Raw genomic sequence first — 4,328 nt, forward strand, 5'->3', positions numbered from 1 at the left:
CGCGGGCGCGCTGGCCGGGCTGGGCGGCCCGGCGGCGGCCGTCCTCGCGGCCGAGGCGGTGGGCGCGGCGGACGCGGCCCTCACCCGTACGGTCGACCATGTCCGCACGCGCGAGCAGTTCGGCCGCCCGATCGGCTCCTTCCAGGCGGTCAAGCACCGGCTGGCCGATGTGTACGTCGCGGTCCAGGCGGCGCGCTCGGCCGCGTACTACGCGGCATGGGCGGCCGACGGGCCGGAAGCCCCGGTCGCGGGCCCACTCGCGCTCGCCGCCGCGCTGGAGGCGCAACGGGCGGCCGCGGGCGAGGCCGTGCAGCTGCACGGCGGCATCGGCATCACCTGGGAGCACGACGCGCACCTGTACCTCAAGCGGGCCGCCTCCGACGAGCTGCTCTTCGGTCCCGCCCACCGGCTGCGGGCGCGCGCGGCCGACCGGGACGGCCTGTTCGCCCCGGCGGTGACGGTCTGATGCCGCCGGGGGAGCGGATGACCCGGCTCGTCCAGAAGGTGTCCTCGGGGCGCGCCTTCGCGCGGCTCGCCCCGCACGTCGTCCCGGCCCTCGACCGCGCCGTCCACCGGCTGACCCGGGGCCGGGTCCTGCCGAGCGCGCGGATGCTGCCGGGGGTGGTCCTCACGGCACGCGGCGCGAAGTCCGGGCTGCCCCGCCGTACGCCGCTGGCCTGCATGCCGGAGGAGGGCGGCGGCTGGATCCTGGTCGGCAGCAACTTCGGCCGCCCCGGCCACCCGGCCTGGACCGCCAACCTGCTGAAGCACCCGGACGCGGAGATCAGCTGGCAGGGCCGCGACATCCGGGTCCGGGCCCGGCTGCTGGAGGGCCCGGAACGGGACCGGGCCTGGTCGGCGGTGGTGGCCTTCTGGCCGCCGTACGAGCGCTACCAGGCGCGGGTGGACCGCCGGATCCGCCTCTTCCGCCTGGAACCGGCGTCCGGGCCGGAAGGGTAGCCGCCGNCGGATCCGCCTCTTCCGCCTGGAACCGGCGTCCGGGCCGGAAGGGTAGCCGCCGGAACGTGGTGCCCCTGGCGGGGAGCCGCCGTACGGCGGAGGGGCGGGGGTGCAGGGGTTCCGGGTACGCACAACCCAGCCCCTCCGGCGCTTGAGGAGCGGGGCCCGGGGCGGAGCCCCGGGGGAAAACGGCCGCGGCGGACCACTCGTGTCCGAGTGATCCGCCGTGACATGACAGGACGTGCTGGCCCGCCGGCCGGGCCCGACCGGCATCGGCGCGCGGATGTGCGCGGGGGCGCGTACGAGCGCGCTGGCGCCGCCGGTGCGCGCCGCGGTGCTATTTCGGCGGCTTGCGGCCGGTGATCCCCAGGTGCACCAGCAGCGCCAGGCTCGGCTTGAGGTCGGCCTGCTTGACGCCCCAGCTCTGGAACCCCTTCTGGTGGGCGGAGACCGCCGCCAGCATCGCGACGAGCGAGCCCGCCACGGCCGCCGGCTGGACGTCCTTGTCGTACCGGCCCTTGGACTGAAGCTCCTTGATGGCGTCCGTCAGGGAGTTGGTGACGGAGTTCAGGATCTTCATGCGGATCTTGTAGAACCGCTTGTCGCCCTCGGCCGCGCCGAGGTCGACCACGCGCAGAATGGCGTCGTGTTTGCGCCAGAAGGAGAGGAAGCCGTCGACCAGCTCGTCGGCCGCCGTGGCGCCGGACTTGCCCGCCCAGGAGCGTCCGGAGACGAGTTCGGTCAGGCCCGCGCCCTCCTTCGCCATCTCCTCGGCGATCTCGAGGACGGCGCCCTCCACATCGGGGAAGTACTGGTAGAACGTCGCCGGTGAGGTGCCTGCCTTACGGGCGACATCGATGACTTTGACGTCTCGGTACGGGGATGTGCTGAGCATCTCGCCGAGGCAGTCGAGCAGCTTCTGCCGCGTCGCCTGCCCGCGACGACCGGCCACCCGACCGTCGACGGTGCGTACTTGTCCTGTCATGACGTCAGCTTACCGAGGGGTGATCGAAGCGCGATTCGACTGCGTGCAAATGGGGTTCGTGCGGGATGAGAGGGTTTGTGAGCCCTCTTCCGCAGCTCGGAATGGCTGATTCCGGCCCCAACCAGTGGCCTCTTGGACGTCGTCAAGCCGTCAATCACCGCTCCGTCATGCGAGTGAATCGTGTTATCAACAGCCTGTGGATAAGAAGCGTGGATGACCGGTCGGGACCTGGTGATCCGGGCCAAGGATTGGCCAAATATTTCGACTTTCGAAGCGGGCACCCGGGACGATCCCCCGTTAGCGTGGCAAATGCGGTAGAAGCCGCGAAACGGAGGACGCGGGAGGACTCGGGTCATGGCCGCACACGCGGAAGGCGTGCCCTGCTGGGTGGACGCGATGCTGCCCGATCTCGCGGCGGGCCGCCGCTTCTACGGCGAGCTGTTCGGCTGGACCTTCGCCGAGGGCACCGCGGGCTACCGCCCGTACACCTGGGCCAGGCTCGACGGGAAGGACGTCGCCGCACTGGTCCCCAAGTCCGACGGCCGGATGCCCACCGTCTGGAACGTCTACCTCGCCACCGGGGACGCCGCCGCGTCCACCGCCCGGATCCGCGAGGCGGGCGGCCGGGTGATCGTCGCGCCCCGGTGGATCGACGACCTGGGCGTCATGGCGACGGCCGCCGACCCCGGCGGCGCGGTCTTCGGGCTCTGGCAGACGGGCAGCCACCCCGGCTTCGCCCGCCGGGACGTACCCGGCGCTTACGGCTGGACCGAGGTCCACACCCGGGAGCCGCGGGTCGTGGACGCCTTCTACCGGACGGTCTTCGCGTACGAGGCCGCTGCGGCGCCCGGCGCCGAAGGGGCCGGGCCCGGGGAGAAGCGCCCCGCCGACCTCCTGCTGTGGTCGCCGCGCGGCGAGCCCGCCGACCCGGACCACGCCGTCGCCGCGCGGGTCGTGATCGGTGAAGGGCCCCCGGCCGAACTGCCCGCGCACTTCCTGACGTACTTTGTGGTGGCGGACTGCGATCATGCGTCGCGTACGGCCCAGAGGCTGGGCGGGCGGGTTCTCAATGGGCCCGAAGATACGCCGTACGGGCGTTTCGCGGTCCTTGTGGACAATCAGGGCGCGGTCTTCGCGGTCATCGACACCTCGCAGGAGGGCTCCGGAGCAAGGGAGAACAGGGCCGGGCGGGACTGAGAGCGATCCGGCGGCGGACGGTCGAACCGGATGGGCTCCGGCTCCGTATCGCCCGATGACACGACGAATCGCCCCCGGGTTCGCAACCGCCGCCTTCGCCAGAGAGAATGCAGGATGCGTGCCGCCGGTTGGTTTGTCGGTGAGACGCTGCACGGGGCTGTATTTTTTCAAGCCCCCACGGGGAGGTGGCAGGCAAGTGGTGGAGCAGCTGACGCAGCACGATCCGAGGCGGATCGGTCCCTTCGAGGTGCTGGGCCGGCTTGGCGCGGGCGGCATGGGGCTCGTCTATCTGGCACGTTCGGCGTCCGGCCGACGGGTCGCGATCAAGACGGTCCGGACCGAGCTCGCCGAGGACCAGTTGTTCCGCGTCCGCTTCACCCGCGAGGTGGAGGCGGCCCGCGCGGTCAGCGGCTTCTACACGGCGGCGGTCGTGGACGCCGATCCGCGCGCCGCGGTGCCCTGGCTCGCCACGGCCTACGTCCCCGCGCCGTCGCTCGAGGAAATAGTCAATGAGTGCGGGCCGATGCCGGCCCAGGCGGTGCGCTGGCTGGCGGCCGGGGTCGCCGAGGCGCTCCAGTCCATCCACGGCGCGGGCCTGGTCCACCGGGACCTGAAGCCGTCGAACGTGCTGGTCGTCGAGGACGGCCCGCGCGTGATCGACTTCGGTATCGCCTCGGGCGTCTCCAACACCCGGCTGACGATGACCAACGTCGCCGTGGGCACGCCCGCCTACATGTCGCCCGAGCAGGCGCGCGACTCGCGCAGCGTGACGGGCGCCAGCGACATCTTCTCGCTCGGCTCCACCCTGACCTTCGCGGCCACCGGACACGCCCCCTTCCACGGGGCGAACCCGGTCGAGACCGTGTTCATGCTGCTGCGCGAGGGACCGGACCTGACCGGGCTGCCGGACGAGCTGCGGCCGCTGATCGAGTCGTGCATGCAGATGGAGGCCGACCGGCGGCCGTCCCCGGCCGATTTGCAGTCGCAGCTGGCCCCGCACCTGTTCGCCTCCAACGCCGACGACAGCGGCACGGCCTCGGCGTGGCTGCCGGGCGGCGCGGTCGCGCTCATCGAGCGCAAGCGCAGCGGGCGCAACCAGGTGGCCCGCTCCGCGCGGCCCGCGTCCGGCTCCTCCCGCCCCTCCGGGGGCGGAAGCCCGGCCTCCGCGCCGCTGCCGCCCGAGCGG

At 72.7% G+C, this 4,328-nt stretch carries 5 protein-coding genes; 4 read left to right on the plus strand and 1 reads right to left on the minus strand.

Annotated features, from left to right (window positions below):
- Both EEJ42_RS13540 and EEJ42_RS13545 read left to right on the plus strand, forming a co-directional pair.
- On the plus strand, nt 1-466 hold a 466-nt coding region (locus EEJ42_RS13540; RefSeq protein ID WP_281291449.1), incomplete at its 5' end, for an acyl-CoA dehydrogenase family protein.
- Between the two features lie 17 nt (nt 467-483).
- The gene (locus EEJ42_RS13545) at nt 484-960 is read left to right on the plus strand and encodes a nitroreductase family deazaflavin-dependent oxidoreductase (protein WP_246096560.1); all 477 of its coding nucleotides are present in this window, start codon (nt 484-486) and stop codon (nt 958-960) included.
- Nucleotides 961-1,297: 337 nt separating this feature from the next.
- Here EEJ42_RS13545 and EEJ42_RS13550 read toward each other — a convergent pair whose 3' ends face one another.
- A complete protein-coding gene (locus tag EEJ42_RS13550; protein WP_063735950.1) occupies nt 1,298-1,945 on the minus strand; it encodes a TetR family transcriptional regulator in 648 nt (215 codons plus the stop codon).
- A 354-nt stretch (nt 1,946-2,299) separates the two neighbouring features.
- On the opposite strand from EEJ42_RS13550, the gene EEJ42_RS13555 reads away from it, so the two are divergent.
- Nucleotides 2,300-3,142 (plus strand): VOC family protein, encoded by an 843-nt coding sequence (locus EEJ42_RS13555; protein ID WP_123100196.1) that lies wholly within the window; start codon nt 2,300-2,302, stop codon nt 3,140-3,142.
- 196 nt (nt 3,143-3,338) lie between these two features.
- A partial coding sequence (locus EEJ42_RS13560; protein WP_246096573.1) for a serine/threonine-protein kinase occupies nt 3,339-4,328 on the plus strand: 990 nt, incomplete at its 3' end.

This window comes from Streptomyces botrytidirepellens (genome assembly GCF_003721215.1).
GTDB lineage: Bacteria > Actinomycetota > Actinomycetes > Streptomycetales > Streptomycetaceae > Streptomyces > Streptomyces himastatinicus.